The following is an 18,713-nucleotide window of genomic DNA, read 5'->3' on the forward strand; positions in this document are numbered from 1 at the left end:
GGCCTTTTTTATTTAACACCATTTTTATGATCATAAAAAATATCGAAGCCAAGGTAAGGTTGGCGACTTTCATCGCGGTCGGCAGCCTGCTGACCTCCCTGATCATTGTCGCTATGAATAGCCTGTATGCCTTTAAACTGGTATCCAATGCGCAAAAAAGCATTTATATACTGGATAACAATATCCCCATATTGGCGCGGCAGACGGATGTACAGATGAACAGGCCAGCGGAATACCGGGCTGATGTGGACTTGTTTCATTCGCTCTTCTTTTCCCTGACCCCGGATGATAATTACATGGAGTACCAGATGAAAAAGGCCATGTACCTCGTGGACGAATCCGGGATGCAGCAATACAATAATTTGAAGGAGAATGGTTTTTTTAACTCGATCCTTTCTTCCAGCTCTGTGTTGACCCTGCAAACGGATTCGATTGCTGTAGATATGCCCCGGCGCTATTTCCGCTATTACGGAAAACTGAAAATTGACCGGCGCAGCTCTACTGTTGTGCGTTCGCTGATCACTGAAGGCAACCTGAAGGATATACCCCGAAGCGACAATAACCCCCACGGTGTACTCATTACGAACTGGAAAACCCTGGAAAATAAAGACCTTCAAGATGTGGAAAAAAATACATTCTAACAGGGATCCCAGGGATACACTGTATAGCGAGATACAAAAGGAATTTGCCCCTTATTTTACCATGGTTAGCAATGTAGGGAAACGCCTGGCAGCGTCTTATCCAAAAATCATGTTTGGGGCCATGATCTTCCTGATGGCGCTGTCGCTCGTATTATCATTTACGGTTTTTAGTCATCCGGATAAAGTAAAAACAAATACCCTCAAAAAAGTCAACCCGGTAGAGGATGGCTTTGATCAGATTATGCGGGCAACCGGCAATATCCGGGAAACGCTGCACCTCAAAAAAATGGTGGACAGTATTTCTGCCAAAAAGCAATTGACAGGTGCAGACAGCACCCTACTGGATAGCACCCTTGACCGCCTTTCCAAAATTCACCAATCCCTCCCATAAAATGTTATGAAAATCGATTTTAAACAGCCCAAGTATGTGCTGCCGGTCATCTTATTGCCTTTTCTATGCCTGTTCTTTTATGCCTGGCAAAGCGGTTTTTCCAAACCAAAGCAGGCGGTGAAAGAAACTGTCGACTTGAACGGATCAGTCGGCGCGGTATCAGCTGATGTGCGTAAGAAACAACTGGCAGATAAGCTTTATGCCTACAGGAACACCTACAAGGAAGCCGATGGCCTGACCGCGGTAAATGTGATCCCCAAAGAAAATTCCAGTAATCCAACCTATAATAATGACTATTCAGAGCAACAGAAAAGAAAGCTGGATTCCATCCGGCAGGCCATGAAACTGAAGTTCAGCTCGGCTAATAATTCCAATTCCGGCCAGCCAACTGAAACTGATATTACACATGACCGGCAGGTCGCCAGAGCCGTGGAAGAAATGAGCCGCCGTCAGGCAAACCAGGCCCATGAAAAGGAAAGCACCCCAAAGGAAAAAGATCCTATGGATGTTTTCAGGCAGCAAATGGCCATCATGGATAGTATCAACAAGCAGAATGATCCTGCCTACAAAGATGAGCTGAAAAAAAAAGAGGCTGCCGATAAAGCTGCAAAGCAAAAGGAAAACCAACTCAAGCTGACCGTTGAAAAGGCTGATGCGGTGTCCGGTGACTTTAATACGGTTATGCCGGAAAAGGAACCGGCATTTATCAGCGCCGTCATTGATGAAAATATAACCGGGTATGCCGGCTCACGTTTGCGGATCAAACTGCTGGAAGATATCAAAGCCGGCAACAACCTGATCAAAAAAGGCACTTTTCTATATGCTTTGATCAATGGATTTTCAGAGCAGCGGGTTACGCTTTCCATTACATCTATCCTATATGATGGTAAGATACTGCCGGTCAAACTAGACGTTTACGATATGGACGGGTTACCGGGCCTGTATGTACCCTCATCCGCATTCCGTGACTTTACCAAAGACCTGGGCAGCAATTCCGTGCAAGGCGTTACCGTAGATGGAGGTTCGGGAAACACCCAGTTTGTGATGAGTTCGCTCAGTAAAATGTTTCAGTCCACTTCCTCGGCTATAGCCGATCTGATCCGCAAGAATAAGGCAAAGCTTAAATACAACTCTTACCTCTATATCATCGACCCGGATGCCTTGCAAAGCGCACAGAAACAGGAAAGCCTCAGCACGGGTGACCAACGATAACACTTACAAAAACTCACATGAAAAAGATATTATTATTCATTGCATTGCTGCTTATGGCACCTGCTATTTATGCGCAGGATCAACTGCCGGTAATTTACTTGCCGGAAAACCTGACCATTCATTTTATATCACCGGAAGCGATCCAGTACGTGGATATTTCCACCAAAGAGCTAATTGGTGACCTGCCGCTCAAAAACGTATTGCGTTTAAAACTGCGGGATTCACTCAAATCATTTGTTGGCTCGGTCATCACGATTGCCGGGGAAAAATTCATTGCACAGTACCGGTTATTGCCCGGTTATCCCGGTGTCCCAAGCGAAATAGAAATAACACCAGCAGCGATGCGGCCCCTGGATATTTCCGGGATCGGGCTTTCACAAAACCAATTGAGGAGCTTGGCGCTCAGCCTGGTTGCCAAAAGCCCGGGTAAACGCGTAGAAAAAGTGAAAGCTTTCGGCATTCAGGGACAATTGAACCATGTCTACACGGTGGGCGATTATATTTTCCTGGATATTTCCTATCACAATAAAACCAACCTGAAATATGATATCGCAGATTTTCGGTTTAAGGTAGACGATAAAAAGGTAACCAAGGCAGCCAATAACCAATCCGTGGAGATCAAACCGGAGTTTGTGTTGTTTAGTCCGCCCACTTTTTCAAGGAACTACCGGAACGTATTTGTCTTTAAGAAAATGTCCTTCCCCGGAAATAAAGTGCTCCGTGCAGAACTCAGCGAAAAGCAGCTTTCCGGCCGTATCGTGACGCTGAGCATATCCTACCAGGATATCCTTGATGCAGATATGCTGCCTAACTAACCTTATATCTTTTCTTATGACAGATCCCGTAGCCTACGATTATGTAAAGCTCGTACTGGAAGAAGAATTTCTGGCGACCTATCTGCGCTTCTCCAACCAGGGGATACTCCATTACGAGCTTACCAATATCCTCGAAGTATGCGCCCCCCTGATCAGGGGCCTGGACGAGGACGACCGCTTCTTAAAATATGAAGTGATCGGAACCATAGCAGATTATTTACAGGAGGTTTAGTATGGCATTTAATCCGGTAAGGAAGATGGCAGATAATATCGCTGCCATCCGGATCGCGCTGGACTTCACCGGCCAGCAGCTCTCTGAAACAGAACTGGAAACCTTAAAAAGTTATGCCGGATTCGGCGGCCTCAAAGCTGTATTGTTTCCGCCCGGCGAATTATCTCAGTGGCCCAGGTTAGGTGCTTCAAAAGCCGATCTGAAACTTTATCCCCAGGTCATGGAATTGCACGGCCTGCTTCAGGAGAAATTAACGGACAAGGAATATAAGGTAGCCATGGATGCATTAAAAAGCAGTTCCTCAACCGCCTATTATACGCCGGATTATATCCCGGAGGTCATTTATGACGCGATGGCCGAATGTAATATTCTACCGAAACGTATCTACGAGCCAAGTGCGGGGGCCGGGGTTTTTATCGGAGAAGCCATAAAAACCTTTGCTGATATAGAGCAAATAACCGCGGTTGAGAAAGATATCCTGACGGGTAAAGTGCTCAAAGCGATTTGTTCTACCTATGATATTCCGGTAGATGTACAGATCAAAAAACTGGAAGAAACGGCGGCGACCGAAAAGTCGCAATCGGATATTGTGATCAGCAATATTCCATTTGGCAAGATCGCGGTGCATGACCCTGCCTATAACAAAAGCGGCATCTCCGCCAAAGTACATACCTACTTCTTTGCTAAAGGGCTGGATAAGCTCAAAGACGGCGGTATTTTAGCTTATATTGTTACCGATGCTTTCCTGAATAATCCTTCCAATGCTGCTGCGAGGAAATACCTGTTTACCTCTGCCGACCTGTTAACCGTTGCCGTACTACCAGCCAATTTAATGAAGGAAAATGCCAATGTGGAAGTAGGCATGCACCTGATCCTGGTACAGAAAAACGATACCAAAGAAACGCTTACAGAAGCGGAAAGCCAGCTGATCGATACCGTGGAGCGTGAAAATACTTATGGTAAGTATTACCTGAATGCCTGGTTAGCCGACAAAAATGAACTGGTATATGCCGATGAGATCATCGAGGGCACCAATGCAAGGGGCAAAGCCTCCCGGCTCGCCTGGCAGAACGGCGAGATGCAGGATATTCTGCCCCTGCTCAAAAAACAGCTGATCGCCGGCTTTAATCATTTTGACCGTGCCAAATGGAAAACGATCTCTTTTGACAAAAAGCAGGGCCAGCTTAACCAATTTACCTTTTTACCTGTTCCCGAGCAGGAGAAAAAAGAGGATAAGCCGAAATTGAGTTTTGGCCAGCTGGGTTTGTTTGATGCGCCTGCAAAAATTGATGAGGATAACAAAGCGCTGGCTTACCTTGACGACCTTGATCGTCAATTTATTGACGCGGGCACGGCACGGCTGATCAGTACGATCCGTACAACAGCAAAGCCGTTGCATGACAGCATTGTATTGCTGACCGCCCGGGCAAAAGCCAATAGCCGCTATATCTATAAGCTATACAGTAACCTTTCGGAAATCTCCTTTCCCGGGAAGTGGCTATCAGGCGTAAACCTCGGTCATGAACTCGATGTGCTTTCGGCGAAGCTGAAGCATTTTGGTTATGATTACCGGTATGAGGGCGATACCTCGTTAGAACCCGCTTTTAAATTACTACCCGATAAGCCAAAAGCTTTTACGGACCTGAAGCCTTTTTATACAAAAGATACGCTGGTCATTTTTAACAGTAAGCTTGGTCTGATCGGGGAGCCCCACAATTTTGAGGCGAAATTTGAGCCCCTTGATCCGCAACCGGAACTGGCTTTTTATGAGGATTACCTGGTGCTGCGGGATATTTACCTGGAGCTTTCCGGTTTGGAGAATGAGCACAACATCCAGTTCCCCGAACTGCGCAAATCCCTGAATTTTTATTATGAGGCTTTTGTAGGCAAATACGGGGAGCTCAATAAAAATGTCAACCGTAACCGCATTTTTAATGATGTTGCTTTAGGCTTTAAGATCATATCCTCCCTTGAAATAAAAGACCAGGATAAATTTGTCCGTTCAGATATATTTTACGGGCCGCTTTTTCAGCAAAAAGAGCTGCTGAAAACGGACGACCCCGCTGAAGCGTTAGCACGCAGCCTGAATGATACAGGGCGGGTTGACCTTCCCATGATCTCCCAGATCACCGGTTTAACCGAAGATGAAGTCATCCTTCAACTGGATAAGCAAATTATCCTAAATCCTCAAACACTTAAATGGGAAACAACCGACAACTATTTGTCAGGTAATGTGGTGGAAAAGTTAAAGACCGCCGAGAAACTGGCGATGGCTGAACCTGAAAACCTGCAATTTGCAAGGAGCCTTGCCGCTATCCGGCGCGTACAGCCCGAAAAGATTCCCTTTGAACTGCTGGACTTTAACCTTGGGGAACGATGGGTGCCCGTTGAATATTACCAGCGTTTTGCCACAGACCTGTTTAAGCTGGATACCAGGGTTGACTTTTATAACTCCATAGATACCTATAAGGTAAGCTATGCTAAAAAAGGCAATACCATTACCAATGAAGAGTTTTCGGTAACACCAAAAGAAAGCAACAAGATCACCGGCCGTACCTTACTGGAATACGCGCTGCTGAATACCACACCGTATTTTACTTACCCGGTAGAGCAGTACGGCAAAGTTGTACGGATACCCGATACCGAAGCCATCCAGAATGCGCACCGGAAAATTGATAACATCCGTTCACGCTACCTGCTTTGGCTGTTGGAATTGCCGAATGAGGATAAACAGCATTTAGAAAAGCTATACAACGACACCTATAATTGTTACACCCTACGGGAGTTTGACGGCAGCCACCTGAATTTCCCGGGGCTTGATCTGAAAGCGCTGCGTATTCCGGGTCCCTATTCCTCTCAAAGCAACGCAGCCTGGCGGATCATTCAAAATAATGGCGGATTAATTGACCACGAGGTGGGTTTAGGCAAAACCCTGACCATGATCCTGGCTGCCATGGAAATGAAGCGGCTGGGTATTGTTCATAAGCCCATGATTTTGGCCTTAAAGGCTAATGTGCAGCAAATCACCGATACTTTCCGGCTGGCTTATCCCAAAGCGAAACTCCTGGCGCCTGGTGAAAATGATTTTGAACCGGCCAAGCGCAAAAGGATCTTTCACGAGATCAAAAACAACAACTGGGACTGCATCATCCTGACACATGACCAGTTTGGTAAAATTCCGCAATCACCGGAAATTCAACGGCAGATCCTGGAAATTGAACTGGACAATACCGAACAGGATTTGTTGAGCTGTCAGGATGCCGGCGAGGAAATTACCCGCGAGATGCTGAAAGGCCTGGAGATCCGTAAGGAAAATCTCGAAGCTAAGCTGAAAGGTATCATGGATGCCATTGAACAGCGAAAGGATACCGGTATTAATTTCAGCGAGCTGAATGTAGATCATTTGTTCATTGATGAATCCCATAAGTTCAAGAACCTGACGTTCACCACCAGGCATACCAAAGTTGCAGGTCTGGGGAACATGGCCGGCAGTCAGAAAGCGCTCAATATGCTCTTCGCGATCCGCACCCTGCAGGAGAAGAATGACTCAGACCTTTGTGCCACATTTCTTTCAGGAACGCCGATTTCCAATAGCCTGACGGAAATGTACCTGATTTTCAAATACCTCCGGCCGCGGGAGTTGGAAAGACAGCGTATCTCCAATTTTGATGCCTGGGCGGCAGTATATGCACGAAAAACGGTTGATTTTGAATTTACCGTTACCAACGAGATCAGGGCCAAAGAACGTTTCCGTCATTTTATCAAAGTACCTGAACTGGCGCTGTTTTATAACCAGATCACCGATTATAAAACCGCCAAGCATATCAATCTTGATAAGCCGGAAATCGATGAAACCCTCGTCAATATTAAACCGACACCGGATCAGCAGGAGTTTATTAAACGGCTGATGCAATTCGCCAAAACAGGGGATGCCACGCTGATCGGCAGGCGGCCGCTGACCAAAGATGAGGATAAAGGCCGGATGCTGATTGCTACTAACTATGCCAAAAAAATGGCGGTAGATATGCGGCTGGTCAATCCCGAAAAATATGGCGACCATCCCGGTAATAAGGTCAATGTCTGTGCCCGGAACGTAGCGGAGATCTACCACGAAAGTACCCCGCATAAAGGGACGCAGATCATTTTCAGTGACATTGGTACGCCTAAAACCAGTGAATTCAATGTGTATGATGCCTTACGGGATAAGCTGGTAACTGATTTCAATATCCCGGCAAACCAGATCACCTTTATTCATAACTGGGCAACGGATAAACAGCGTAAAGAGCTGTTCAAGAAAATGAATGCCGGAGAGATCCGGATTTTGATCGGCAGTACCGAGAAAGCAGGTACCGGTTTAAATGTGCAGGAGCGGATCGTTGCCATGCACCACCTGGATATTCCCTGGAAACCCTCGGAACTGGAGCAGCGCGATGGCCGTGGCGCAAGACAGGGCAACTGGCTCGCCAAGAAGTTCTATAACAACAAGGTGCGGAACTTTATATATGCCGTGGAGCAATCATTGGATAACTATAAGTTCAACCTGCTCAAGAACAAACAGATCTTTATTAGCCAGATGAAGAATAATGAACTGGCTGTGCGTACCCTGGACGAAGGTGCAATGGATGAGCAAAGCGGTATGAGCTTCTCGGAGTACATTGCGATATTATCAGGTGATACCTCTTTATTGGAAAAGACCCGCATCGAAAAGAAGGTAGCTGAACTCGAGGGCTATAAAGCTGCCCATTTTAAAGAAGTTGCCCGCAGCAGGTACTTGCTGGAAGACCTCGAAAAGAAAAGCAGGGATACCCAGGTTACACTCGATATGGTGCGTGCCGATGAAATAGCCTACAAACAGGTGCTGAAATATGATGCTGACGGTGCGAAAATTAACCCCTTGCAGTTGATTGATATGTTTCAGGTGGATCCAGTAGCCATCGGTCAGAAACTGATAGACCTGTACAAAAACTGGCAGCCCAAAGATTTCAACAAGCCCGATTTGCATTTGGGCGAGCTCTATGGTTTTGATCTGTACATCAGGCGGAAGCTGCAAACGGTGGAGACAGAATTTAGCAGTAGGATCGACCATGTTACTTCCCTTTATGCGGAAAGCCGTACGACCGGCATTAAATATATGCAGAATGGGGGAGCTCCGAATATCGACAATCCCAAACTGGCAGCCAGGTATTTTTTAGACGCAATTAATAGGGTAGTTGGTATGGCGGAACGCTATGAGAAAGAACTTTCCGGCATCAATAAACAGATCCCGGAAATCCAGGAGCTCACACAGCGACCATTTGAACAGGAGTATGAGCTTGCTTCATTAAAACGGGAACTGGACAGGCTGGAACTGGAGATCAGTCAAAAAATCGCGGAAAGTGACAAGCAGGCCCAGTCGGAGCAATTGTTACCTAAAGAAGAAACAGCCGTCAATATAGAGACGCCGGTATTTATACAACGCTGATAATCCAACAACATGAAAAAAACAGATGACTATAATGGCCCCTTTCCGGTGGTTGAACTGGAAGGGGTTCCATTTTATGTGAACGGGTACCTGATGGCGCTCGTAGAAGTTGCGAATCCCGACAACCAGATCACGATGTATGACCTCATGTGCCTGGATGACCATGTAGAACTCTGGTATGATCCCCTTACTAAAAATGCTTTTGACGGCCCTCTGGTTGGATCACTGCCCGACAGGGTGAAATTATTTTGGCTTTACCCCTTTGATGCCCTCGATCCCTTGGGCAAGAATGCCTGGATGGATGAGTTCCGCCCCGGTTGGCGGGAGCATTACCCTGTTGACTTACCTGTTGTTCAAATTGCAGGGAAAGATTTCTTTATTGACGAAAAGCGCAATGCCTTTCGGGATACCAAAAACTATTGGAACCAGATCAAATTTGCAGATGTATTTAAGCATAATGGGAAAACCGGTGTTTATATCGATACCAATGTGCTCCAGGTGCCGTTTCCGCATGAATTGAATCCCTATGCCCCGCCGGCTGTGCTCCCTGAGCATATCATTTTCGCAGAAGTTCCTGACGGGCGCCATACAGCGTTTTTATTAGAAACATATAACAGTGCTCACCATACCCGGGACCCCGCGCCTCAAAAAGGGCCTGACGGCACACAGGGAATGAGCCGCTAAGTCAATTCATTTGACTATAAGCCACCCGCAAAACCCGGTGGCTTTTTAATTTTTAATCCGTTTTCAGCATGGAGGAAACGCGTGAACAGCAAAAACTTCACGGTTTTTTGCAATGTGCCATTTACATATCCATAGGCCTGGAAGCCGCCATTTTTATTTATCACGATGCCTCTTTTTGGGGCATTTTTTTTACCCCGCTGGATAAGATCAGTCACCTGGTTATTTACTCGAAACTGGTCTATAGTAAGCTGGCGACATTGGGCATTATTTGTCTGGTGAGTATCGGTACGCTGGCGAAAAAGGAAACAGACCTTGACCCTAAAAAGCACATAGCCTATCCGCTTACACTCGGCCTGTTTTTGTTCTTCGGCAGCCTGGTCTTTCAGGGGCGCGCCTCCCCGGTCGCATTCATCTATACGACCTGGTACGGTCTGTTGTACATGATATGCTCTTTTTTGGGCGCCTTGCTCGTGAGTATATCGATGGACAACATCTCCAAGATGATCAGCTCCGGTTTAGGCAAGGATATCTGGAATACCGAAGCCGAAAGCTTTATGCAGCCGGTGAAAAGGGTAGAAACCCCGTATTCGGTGAACATTCCCATGCTTTTTTACTATAAGGGCAGGGTACGGAAGGGCTGGATCAATATCTGCAACGTTTTCCGGGGTACAATGGTGATCGGTACCCCTGGCTCCGGGAAGAGCTTTTCGATTGTAAACCCGTTCATCAGGCAATTGATTGCCAAGGAGTTTGCGGTTTGCCTGTACGATTTCAAGTTTCCGGATCTCGGGCATATCGCTTATTACCATTACCTATTAGCAAAACAACACGGGAAATTGAAAGACTATGCTTTCCATGTCATTAATCTGAACGACATGGCGAAAAGCCGGCGTATCAATCCCTGGCGGGCCGATTATATTAAATCCCTGGCTGACGCCGCCGAAACCGCTGAGGCATTGGTGGAAGCACTAAAAAAGGGTGACCGGTCTGGGGGCAGTGACCAGTTCTTTACGCAGTCCGCAATTAACTTTTTGGCCTCCTGTATTTATTTTATGAGTAAATACAAAGGCGGAATATACTCAAGCTTCCCGCACGTTTTGGCGCTGCTCAATCGCTCTTACGAGGAAATATTCAACGCCTTAACCTCTGAGCCTGAATTGCGCTCATTGTTATCACCATTCATGACAGCATTCGACGCCAAGGCATTTAACCAGTTGGAAGGGCAGATCGGTACGCTCAAGATCTTTATCAGCCGTTTGGCGACCAAAGAAACGTTTTGGGTCTTTTCGGGCAATGACTTCGATCTGAAAATATCGGACAGGGCAAACCCAGGCATGCTGGTATTGGCCAATGACCCGAATACTCAAAATATCAATTCGGCCTGCTATTCGATCATCATCAACAGGCTCACCAAGCTTATTAACACCAAGGGGAACCTGCCCTCTGCATTGATCGTGGATGAGGTACCCACCTTATTCGTTCACCGCGTGGAAAATTTAATTGCAACTGCCCGGTCAAATAAGGTAGCTGTACTGATGGGATTGCAGGAATTGCCGCAATTCAATCAACAGTACGGCAAGGACACAGCCGCAACAATTACCTCAGTCGTTGGTACCGTGCTGTCAGGCTCCGTCCGGAACAAGGAAACACTCGAATGGCTGGAGCGGCTCTTTGGCAAATCCAAGCAAATTGGTGAGGGGCTGTCCATTGACCGTAATAAAACTTCTACTTCCCTGAATGAAAAACTGGAAGTATTGATCCCCGCGGGAAAAATCGCCTCGCTCAATTCAGGGGAGTTAGTCGGGATGGTCGCTGCCGACGCGCAGGAAAAGTTTACCGGAAAATTTGAAACATCAGCGGTTAATTGCCGGGTTAACCTCGACATGGAAGAGATCAGGCGGGAAGAAAAGGGCTATAAACCTTTGCCCACCTTTTATGATTTCGGCGGGCAAATGGATGAAAAGCTTCGCCAGAATTTTAACCACATCAGCCGGGAAATCCAGGAAATGGTAATGGCATTCAAACCGCCTGCATTACCGGTACCGGCTAAAATAAGTCTGAAAAATGATAGATGAACAAAATTTAAAAGGAACAGTGGTCATGCTGCATCCCGAAATGTGGGAAGCGCATGCTGACAAGGAGGGGGTGATAGGAGAGATCGTCAAAGCTGACCTGGTCCGTGATGATTTTTATGTTAAATACGGTGGCAGGGCCGAATCTCGCCTCCACAGTGCCGACGCCCTGATGGTACTGAAGGAGCCGGATGAGATCTATGAATACCTGCAGAATCATGCGGCAGATATCTCCCCTTACGATTTTAAAGACTTGAAGACCATTGCCCGTTTAACGGATCGGGGTACGGTTAAACAAATGCGAACCGCGATGGAACTGGTGGAGAAGAATGAAAATATCCGGGAGGCCAGCGTAACCCCGCTTGACAAAATTATCGGCCTTCAGCAAAGCAAAGGGCTGGATAGATAGGCGCAGCGAAAGAGGCTTTTAGCGGCAATCAGCAGAATGAATATTTCAACGAAAATTTAGCGATACAATGATGAAACAGCATAATGCCATTGGCTCAATGGTCATGGTTAGCCCGGTACTCTGGTCATCTGATTACATGGGCAGGATCGGTACCATTGAAACTAAGGACTTTATAACGGACAAAATTGGGATAAGGTTTGAGGATGAGGAAATGGATTGGTTTAGCGCTAAGAACTTGTTTGTACTGAGACCGGTTGGGGAACTCATTGAATTGGCAGAAACTAAAAGGTCAGTGTTATGGCCGCCAATCCCCGAAAACCTGCGAACCCTGGCCCGGTTACAAGCCTCCGGATCGGGTAAAAAATTAAAGCAGGCCTTTGAAATGGTGCGGGACGATCCCGAACTCCATCGCTGGGCCACAATTCGCCTGAATGAGGTACTCAACCTCGCCGCCCGGGGAAAAAGCCGCCAGATAGAATCTCAAACATTAAATACTATGGAAAAGGAAAATTTAAACGGAACCCTTGTCCTGGTCTTGCCGGATCTGGAAAATGATCCCGCGACCAAACATGGACAGATCGGGGTAGTGACCTATGCCAGGTCAGCATCTGAAAACTATGTACGTTTCCCGGAAGGAAACGAAGCTATTTATCCCGCTGAACAGGTGATGAAGCTTAAAGACAAACAGCAGGTTTTAGACGACCTGACAAAAAATGGCTCATCGATGCCGCTTGACGATTTTAAAGCTATGTATAAGATCATGTTGCTACAGGACAGGGGTACATCCCAGGCCTCATTTTCAGCACTTGCAATCGCAAAAGATAATCCCGGTGTGCGGGACAGTGTGCTGGAATCCATTAACCCGGCACAAAAGCAGGAACTGGCCCAATCCCGCGGCCGATGAAAATATTGATCAGCATTTGCCTGGTCTGCCTGCCCCTCAAACATCTTACAATAAATTCTGATTTCGGTTACCGGATCCACCCGCTTATCGGCAAATACGCCCTGCACGCAGGTGTTGATTTTAAGGCCAGGCATGATACTGTATATGCCATCCTTGACGGCCTGGTTAAATCAACCGGCTACGATGATGGACTCGGTATCAATATCAGACTGGATCATGGTGAGATTACATCCATCTATGGCCACCTGAGTCAGGTTTTAATCGGCCCACAGGACACGGTAACAGCCGGCGAACCCATAGGTATTACTGGCGCGACAGGTCGTGTAACCGGCGAGCATCTGCATTTTAGCATCTGCTACAGGCACAAATACATCAATCCAATTAAATTTTTATATGAACTGCTAATTAAACAAGAAAATGAGCAAAAATTTCAAAGCACTTCCCATTCAGCTTTCAGACAAGCTGATAGCGGAAATTAAAGAGGGTAATTCCTTATTTCAAAAACCGGTAAAAGAAAACGGGATGCCCGCTTTCGTAAAACCCATTAACCCGACCACGGGAAAAGGCTATAGCGCGATGAATGCACTGGCCCTTGGGATGCAGCGGCGTGACGACCCACGCTGGATGTCGGCAGATGCCGCCCGTTATGCCGGCAACTGGGTAAAAGAGGGTGAAAAGGGTACGCTGATTGAGTTTCCAAAAACAAGCGATATACAGGCCATCCGAACCGCCGAAGGTAAAACCATAAAAGACGACAAGGGGGTTACCCAAACCAAAACGGTTGAATTTGAAAAGCCGCAACAGGGAAAAGCTTTCCTGTTCAATGCGGAACAAATGAAGGATGTCATGCCTTTACAAGAGTTTTTGGCGAAACAGGAAGAAGGTCAAACTTTATCGCCGGTTGAACGCGCGGAGAAACTGATCGAAGACAGCAAAGCAGTTATCATTCATGGTGGTCAAGAAGCTTATTATGATAAAAAGCGTGACGCCATCTTTTTACCTGAAAAAGAAACATTCGAGAATGAAACCAAATACTACCTGGCCGCCATTCATCAGCTCGCGCATTGGTCAGGTCATGAAAGCCGGCTGAACCGCCCAATGGAAGGGAAATTCGGCTCGCAGGATTATGCTCGGGAAGAAATGCGGGCAGCAATTGCCGGTATCCTGATCGGTGGCGAACTGAAGATCGGCCATAACTTCGGACAGAAGGACGCCTATATGAGCAGTTTTTCCAGGATCTTAAAGGATGAGCCTTTTGAGATCGCGAAAGCTTCCCGCGACGCGCAAAAAATCGCCAACCTCTTATTGGGTATTGACCTAAAGCGTGAACAAAAACAAAGTACGGATATTGGTTTCAAGAAAGGCGATGAGATCGCTTACCTCGATACTACTTACAAAGTACTGGAAACCCATAAAAATAAAAGTATCAAAGTAGAAGATGCCGACGGCACCCGTAAAGTTTTGAAGCCGGAGTATGGTCTTTATAAATCCCTGTTGGAAGCGAAAGCTAATCCAAGAGAGCCGGAAATGGAATTGGATGAGGGTAGAGGTCAATCAGAGGAACAAAACTATCAAATGGAAAGATAAATGAATCCGGTAAAGTATAATGAAGCTGATCTCCCAATCGAGGATTTGGGGACCATAGGGCTGGCCGCAGGCGGTCAGCTCCTGTTAAATGTCGATGATCTTAAAGCCTTGCTTTCAGGTCGCCGCACAAGCTTACTGGAACTGCATGATCTGGAAGCCGGCAACGTCAAGATAAAATCTATCAATGCCAAGATATCTCTGAAGCCCAATGAAAAAGGCCAGGTGGACCTGTTGATTCACCCAATCTACCGGAATGCGGAAATTCCCGACCTGTTGACCGATACCGAAGCCCGGCAACTGCAAACGGGTGAAATAGGAAGCTTGCTGAGAATTACCCTCGATAATCAGGGCAAAAAAAAGGAAATGCTGGTAGAATATGACCCGGAAACAAAAGAGTTTATCGTTTCAGACACCGACAAGATCCTGGCGCCGGACATGGTCAACAACGAATTCCTGACGCCCGCGCAAAAAGAAAATTATCGCAAAGGCAGGGAAGTGGAAATAGCCGACGGCACCAGGTTCAATTATTCCGGCACAGACAGACAAGGCATCCGTTCCAATAAACTGGCGCTGGTAGCCTCCGTTTTAATTGACGGGGGACTTTCCTATTTAGTTAGCAGAGGATTGAACGCGCTCTTTAATCAGAAACGAGATCAAAAAGCCGCCGAGAAACTGAGCCCTGGCTATTATCAGGCGCTCAAAGACATGGAAAACCAGCATGGATTTAAACGGCACCAGTTTGAACAATACCAGGCCGGTAGGGGAAGGTAACGGCGATGAACGCCCTCTTAACAAGGCTTGGAGTTTCTGTAGAAATCCAGGCCTTTTTTTGTGCCACCGGGGACCTTTTATTTGATTATGGCGGTCAGCAGGAACATTATGGATCAGGTTTTCACAAAATCCCGACAACCCCCAATCTGTGGGTAGCCGGAAATGAAACTGCGAATGAGGTCATTGTGTCCTATTCGGCAATGGAAGCCATGGCCTTTATCGCGATCAACCGTGCACGTTATGCTAACCTGCAACAATTGTCGTTTGTCGCCATCGGTAACCAATTACAGCAGGGGCAGGTAGACTGGTTAAGGAAAACATTTCCTAAGCGAAGATTTACATTGCTGTTCGGTAAAGATGAGTTAGGCCACCTGACCGATATCAAAGTGGCGGCCGGCATCCGGAATACGCCGATTCATATTTATCATACCGGCCAGAGCCATCAGCTAATTATAGATCATAAAGGTAAGCTCGTTATTTTTAAATACGGAGAGATTAGCCTGAATCGCTATAAACAAGCCTTCCATATCCGCGACCGCATCCGCACCCGTAAGCCAATCCTATCATTAACATTTTTAGATCAATTGAAATATGACGCAGAACGATGATATTGTATTAAAGCCAGCGGTAGTGTTTACCTTTTTTAAAGTCCTGCCCCTGATTTTACTGGCCCTCACTTTTCTTTTACTGGCATGGTGGTTGTCGCCATACTTCATTTTATTTAGCCTCGTTGTATGCGGTGCCGTATGGTACCGCATACTTTATATCCGCAGTTTCCGGTACTTAATTACCGCAGAATATATCCGTATAACCCGCGGAATTTTCTTTAAACAAATCGATCAAACAGAGATGTTCAGGGTGAAAGATTTCATTATTACTCAATCTTTCGTATTGCAGTTATTCAAATTGATGAACCTGACACTGATAAGCACGGATCAATCCAATCAGGTCATTTATCTACAGGGTATTCCGGAATCTGATATCGTTGATATTATTCGCGATAGGGTGCAGGAGGCTCGCCGCCACAACAATATCTATGAGTTAAATTAAAAACCGCTTGGTGTGTACTAATTAAATTAGTAATTTTATAGATAGAAATCAATATGAAAGCTATAGTCAGAAATATTTTGCTCGCCTGTCTAATTTCCACTTTTGCTTTCTTTGGAGCATTGGGAGGGAAGCAAACTAAACCATCTGTAGCGATTGGCAAGGCAACAAAGCAAAACAAGGAATTTATTACCGAACGGCAAAAGGAAACATTTACTTGTTTGTCTGTAGCTTTTTTAGCCTGGGCATTATGTTTTTGGAGATGTTCAGTTATTAACCGCAGGCTCAATGAAGAAAGGGAGTATCAACGCAGGTTTAATGAATATATGCGCAATTCTTCGTTTAACCGTCATTATTGACAATTAAACATTAATTATTAATTTGCATCATCTTAAATTGGGTTATCTGCCCACAATTGTAATAGGGTTCCTCTAAAAATAAAAAATGTACGTTGTTAAGTTTCGATTTTAAACTGTGGGCATAATTGCACTATTTTCTAATCAATCTCTTGGGGCATTGAAGCCACTTCATATTTTAAATTCCATTCTTTTATGTTTTCTAGAATCGGCAAAAACGCTAAGCCTTTTTCAGACAATTTATATTCTACCCTTGGCGGTAATTCCTTATAGGCCAATCTTTCCAATAGCCCATCTTCTTCCAACTCTTTTAGTTGTTCGGTTAGTACTTTCCTTGAAATGAGTGGTATTATGGAATCCAGCTGACCAAAACGAATGGTACGGGTGCCAATTACATTTATAATTATCGGCTTCCATTTATTACCAATAGTGCCAATAGCTCTCGTAAACGGGCAATTCGAATTGCAAAATCTCTCGTCTCTCATATTTTAAAAAATTTGTAGTTACCTAATAGTAACCAGAATAAACTATAATGGTTACAAATATAAACTATTGAGGCTACCTTTGTGGAACAGATTTAAAAAAGAAATTATGAGTAAATTAAAAAATAAGGTTGCCGTGATCACAGGCGGCAATAGCGGTATCGGGTTTGGTATTGCTGAAGCGTTTAAAAATGAAGGCGCTAAAGGAGTTATTGTCGGCAGAAATCAAAATACATTAGAGAGTGCTGCGGCTCAACTTGGAGAAAATTTTATAGCCATAAATGCTGATGTAACCAATGTTGCCGACCTGGAAAGGGTGTTTAGAGAGACATCTGAAAAATTTGGTAAAATAGACGTGGTTGTAGCCAATGCGGGTGCCGGAGCAGTAGGAACTGTGGCAACTTTTGACGAAGCCGCGTTTGACCAGGCCATTGACCTGAACCTGAAAAGCGTTTATTTCACGGTTCAAAAAGCACTACCTCATATGAATGATGGTGGTTCTGTTATTTTGATCGGCTCAAATGCTGCACATCGGGCATATGCGAATTTTACGCTTTATGGTGCTGCAAAAGCCGCCGTTATCTATTTAGCCAAAGGGTTTTCAAGCGACCTTTTAGATAGAAAGATCAGGGCAAATGTGATCACACCAGGCACAACAGATACACCCGCATTTGACAAGTTTGTTCCCGCAGAACAAATGGAAGCGGTAAAAAAGCACTTTGCAGATCAAATGCCGATAGGCAGGATTGGGCAACCAGCCGACATTGGTAAAACAGCGATTTTCCTGGCCTCTGACGATTCTTCGTTTATGCTTGGTGCCGAACTCCTCGTTGATGGCGGCATGACCTATTTAGCTAAATAATTGACCTCACACCGGCGCGGGTTTGTAAACCTGCCATTAAATAATTAAAAAAAATCAAAATGAGTAAATCAGAAAACAAAGCAGCGAGCTACGCAATTATCGGCTTCGGCAAGATCGGCCAGGCCCTGACCAGGGCGTTTGCCCGCAAAGGCATCGAAGTATCCGTTGCCACCACGCGCGACCCGGAAAGCTTTGCATCCGATGCGGCCGCAATAGGCCCCAAAATCATTCCCACAACACTGGCGGAAGCCGTCAAGGCGGACGTCATCTTTTTGGCTGTGCATTTTGAATCGCACCCGGATGTTGCGAAGGTGCTGCCCAACTGGCAGGGCAAAACCATCGTAGATGTGACCAATGCCTATGGTGTGCCCCCTGAAAAACTGGGCGGACTGCCTTCTGGTAAGTTAGTGGCGGAGGCCTTCACCGGTGGAAAACTGGTTAAAGGCTTCAACCATTTAGGTGCTGCCATTCTTGACCGGGACCCGGCCGTACATGGTGGCAGGAGAGTTGTGTTCCTGGCAAGCGACGATGACGGCGCAGCAGCAGAAATCGGTAAGGTTGCTGAAGACCTCGGTTTCGCGCCGGTCAAACTTGGCGGACTTTCGGAAGGTGGGCTGCTTGTACAGGCGCACGGAAATACCTGGGGGAACTCATCTTTCAGGACTTAATCAAGTTCGGTTGATGAATCATGATCGCAAATTTTGATGCGATCCTGCCTCGTAAACAAAGGGAGCCATAGTTTGATTATAAGTTTCTTTTAAATCCCCGCCTCTTCAGGAAGCAGGGA

19 protein-coding genes are annotated in these 18,713 nt (G+C 46.0%); 18 read left to right on the forward strand and 1 reads right to left on the reverse strand.

Annotation, left to right across the window (positions count from 1 at the left end):
• Positions 1 to 26: 26 nt before the first annotated feature.
• The 16 genes from traK (at position 27) to FHS10_RS01625 (ending at position 16,585) form a co-directional block, all read left to right on the forward strand.
• Complete coding sequence (gene traK / locus FHS10_RS01550) at positions 27 to 641, forward strand: conjugative transposon protein TraK (protein WP_259086990.1); 615 nt, start codon at positions 27 to 29, stop codon at positions 639 to 641.
• Positions 619 to 1,032 carry a hypothetical protein gene (locus FHS10_RS01555; protein WP_259086991.1) on the forward strand — a complete coding sequence of 138 codons (414 nt, stop codon included), beginning with the start codon at positions 619 to 621 and terminating at the stop codon, positions 1,030 to 1,032. The genes traK and FHS10_RS01555 overlap by 23 nt, the downstream gene beginning before the upstream one ends.
• Before the next feature lie 6 nt (positions 1,033 to 1,038).
• Positions 1,039 to 2,244: a conjugative transposon protein TraM gene (traM, locus tag FHS10_RS01560; protein WP_259086993.1), complete on the forward strand. Its 1,206-nt coding sequence runs from the start codon at positions 1,039 to 1,041 to the stop codon at positions 2,242 to 2,244.
• 17 nt (positions 2,245 to 2,261) lie between these two features.
• Positions 2,262 to 3,059, forward strand: coding sequence for a DUF4138 domain-containing protein (locus FHS10_RS01565; RefSeq protein WP_259086995.1), 798 nt, complete (start codon positions 2,262 to 2,264; stop codon positions 3,057 to 3,059).
• 16 nt (positions 3,060 to 3,075) lie between these two features.
• Positions 3,076 to 3,291, forward strand: coding sequence for a hypothetical protein (locus FHS10_RS01570; protein WP_259086997.1), 216 nt, complete (start codon positions 3,076 to 3,078; stop codon positions 3,289 to 3,291).
• A 25-nt stretch (positions 3,292 to 3,316) separates the two neighbouring features.
• A complete protein-coding gene (locus FHS10_RS01575; protein ID WP_259086998.1) occupies positions 3,317 to 8,752 on the forward strand; it encodes a helicase-like domain-containing protein in 5,436 nt (1,811 codons plus the stop codon).
• 12 nt (positions 8,753 to 8,764) lie between these two features.
• A complete protein-coding gene (locus tag FHS10_RS01580) occupies positions 8,765 to 9,436 on the forward strand; it encodes a hypothetical protein (RefSeq protein ID WP_259086999.1) in 672 nt (223 codons plus the stop codon).
• 68 nt (positions 9,437 to 9,504) lie between these two features.
• A complete protein-coding gene (locus FHS10_RS01585) occupies positions 9,505 to 11,511 on the forward strand; it encodes a type IV secretion system DNA-binding domain-containing protein (protein WP_259087002.1) in 2,007 nt (668 codons plus the stop codon).
• Complete coding sequence (locus tag FHS10_RS01590; protein ID WP_259087003.1) at positions 11,501 to 11,917, forward strand: hypothetical protein; 417 nt, start codon at positions 11,501 to 11,503, stop codon at positions 11,915 to 11,917. The genes FHS10_RS01585 and FHS10_RS01590 overlap by 11 nt, the downstream gene beginning before the upstream one ends.
• A 67-nt stretch (positions 11,918 to 11,984) precedes the next feature.
• Positions 11,985 to 12,821, forward strand: coding sequence for an RNA-binding protein (locus FHS10_RS01595; protein WP_259087005.1), 837 nt, complete (start codon positions 11,985 to 11,987; stop codon positions 12,819 to 12,821).
• Positions 12,818 to 13,300: a M23 family metallopeptidase gene (locus tag FHS10_RS01600; protein ID WP_259087011.1), complete on the forward strand. Its 483-nt coding sequence runs from the start codon at positions 12,818 to 12,820 to the stop codon at positions 13,298 to 13,300. The genes FHS10_RS01595 and FHS10_RS01600 overlap by 4 nt, the downstream gene beginning before the upstream one ends.
• A complete protein-coding gene (locus FHS10_RS01605) occupies positions 13,239 to 14,408 on the forward strand; it encodes a zincin-like metallopeptidase domain-containing protein (RefSeq protein WP_259087016.1) in 1,170 nt (389 codons plus the stop codon). Before FHS10_RS01600 ends, FHS10_RS01605 begins: the two co-directional genes overlap by 62 nt.
• Complete coding sequence (locus tag FHS10_RS01610) at positions 14,409 to 15,179, forward strand: DUF4099 domain-containing protein (RefSeq protein WP_259087017.1); 771 nt, start codon at positions 14,409 to 14,411, stop codon at positions 15,177 to 15,179. It begins immediately after the preceding gene.
• A 5-nt stretch (positions 15,180 to 15,184) separates the two neighbouring features.
• The gene (locus FHS10_RS01615; protein WP_259087019.1) at positions 15,185 to 15,787 is read left to right on the forward strand and encodes a hypothetical protein; all 603 of its coding nucleotides are present in this window, start codon (positions 15,185 to 15,187) and stop codon (positions 15,785 to 15,787) included.
• The gene (locus FHS10_RS01620; RefSeq protein ID WP_259087022.1) at positions 15,771 to 16,229 is read left to right on the forward strand and encodes a PH domain-containing protein; all 459 of its coding nucleotides are present in this window, start codon (positions 15,771 to 15,773) and stop codon (positions 16,227 to 16,229) included. The genes FHS10_RS01615 and FHS10_RS01620 overlap by 17 nt, the downstream gene beginning before the upstream one ends.
• A 53-nt stretch (positions 16,230 to 16,282) precedes the next feature.
• Positions 16,283 to 16,585: a hypothetical protein gene (locus FHS10_RS01625; protein WP_259087023.1), complete on the forward strand. Its 303-nt coding sequence runs from the start codon at positions 16,283 to 16,285 to the stop codon at positions 16,583 to 16,585.
• Positions 16,586 to 16,722: 137 nt separating this feature from the next.
• Here the strand turns inward: FHS10_RS01625 and FHS10_RS01630 are convergent, their stop codons facing one another.
• On the reverse strand, positions 16,723 to 17,067 hold the full coding sequence (locus FHS10_RS01630) for a winged helix-turn-helix transcriptional regulator (RefSeq protein ID WP_259087025.1): 345 nt from the start codon (positions 17,065 to 17,067) through the stop codon (positions 16,723 to 16,725).
• Positions 17,068 to 17,173: 106 nt separating this feature from the next.
• Here FHS10_RS01630 and FHS10_RS01635 point away from each other — a divergent pair, with 106 nt between their 5' ends.
• Both FHS10_RS01635 and FHS10_RS01640 read left to right on the forward strand, forming a co-directional pair.
• Positions 17,174 to 17,926, forward strand: coding sequence for an SDR family NAD(P)-dependent oxidoreductase (locus FHS10_RS01635; RefSeq protein WP_259087027.1), 753 nt, complete (start codon positions 17,174 to 17,176; stop codon positions 17,924 to 17,926).
• A gap of 59 nt (positions 17,927 to 17,985) precedes the next feature.
• Positions 17,986 to 18,594 (forward strand): NADPH-dependent F420 reductase, encoded by a 609-nt coding sequence (locus FHS10_RS01640; protein WP_259087029.1) that lies wholly within the window; start codon positions 17,986 to 17,988, stop codon positions 18,592 to 18,594.
• Positions 18,595 to 18,713: the final 119 nt, after the last annotated feature.

The sequence above is a fragment of the Mucilaginibacter dorajii genome, from assembly GCF_024808255.1.
GTDB classification, from domain to species: Bacteria; Bacteroidota; Bacteroidia; order Sphingobacteriales; family Sphingobacteriaceae; genus Mucilaginibacter; species Mucilaginibacter dorajii.